This window comes from Serratia sp. CY74737 (genome assembly GCF_052166775.1).
GTDB lineage: Bacteria > Pseudomonadota > Gammaproteobacteria > Enterobacterales > Enterobacteriaceae > Serratia > Serratia ureilytica.
The window spans coordinates 1-543 of sequence record NZ_JBJNOF010000039.1; the positions used below are offsets into that span (position 1 = coordinate 1).

Annotated in this window: 2 tRNA genes and 1 rRNA gene; all 3 read right to left on the reverse strand. The window is 48.1% G+C overall.

What is annotated here, in order from left to right:
- Nucleotides 1–177: 177 nt before the first annotated feature.
- Nucleotides 178–253, reverse strand: a tRNA-Ala gene (locus tag ACJ8PE_RS25025).
- A 38-nt stretch (nucleotides 254–291) separates the two neighbouring features.
- Nucleotides 292–368 (reverse strand) — tRNA-Ile (locus ACJ8PE_RS25030).
- 74 nt (nucleotides 369–442) lie between these two features.
- Nucleotides 443–543 (reverse strand): 16S ribosomal RNA (locus tag ACJ8PE_RS25035); the annotation flags it as partial.

Genomic DNA, 543 nt, shown 5'->3' on the forward strand with positions numbered 1-543 from the left:
GCTGCAAACATTTGAGAGACTCTATGACAGGTTACTCTTCATCCCAATACATCTACGGAGGGACAAATTTCAGCCGTCATGTTTCAATTTTCAGCTTGTTCCAGATTGTTAAAGAGCAAAATACTTCGCAGCATACTGTCGCCAATATACTCTGAAGTATTGAAATACCGGACTATATGGTGGAGCTAAGCGGGATCGAACCGCTGACCTCCTGCGTGCAAGGCAGGCGCTCTCCCAGCTGAGCTATAGCCCCATACAGTCACGTGCAGTACCTTTTCCACTTACAAGAAGTGGTAGGCCTGAGTGGACTTGAACCACCGACCTCACCCTTATCAGGGGTGCGCTCTAACCACCTGAGCTACAAGCCTATAAAGGTATTTCTGCTCGTTACTTTCTATCAGACAATCTGTGTGAGCACGCCACTCGAACTAATATCTTTAGGTAAGGAGGTGATCCAACCGCAGGTTCCCCTACGGTTACCTTGTTACGACTTCACCCCAGTCATGAATCACAAAGTGGTAAGCGCCCTCCCGAAGGTTAAGC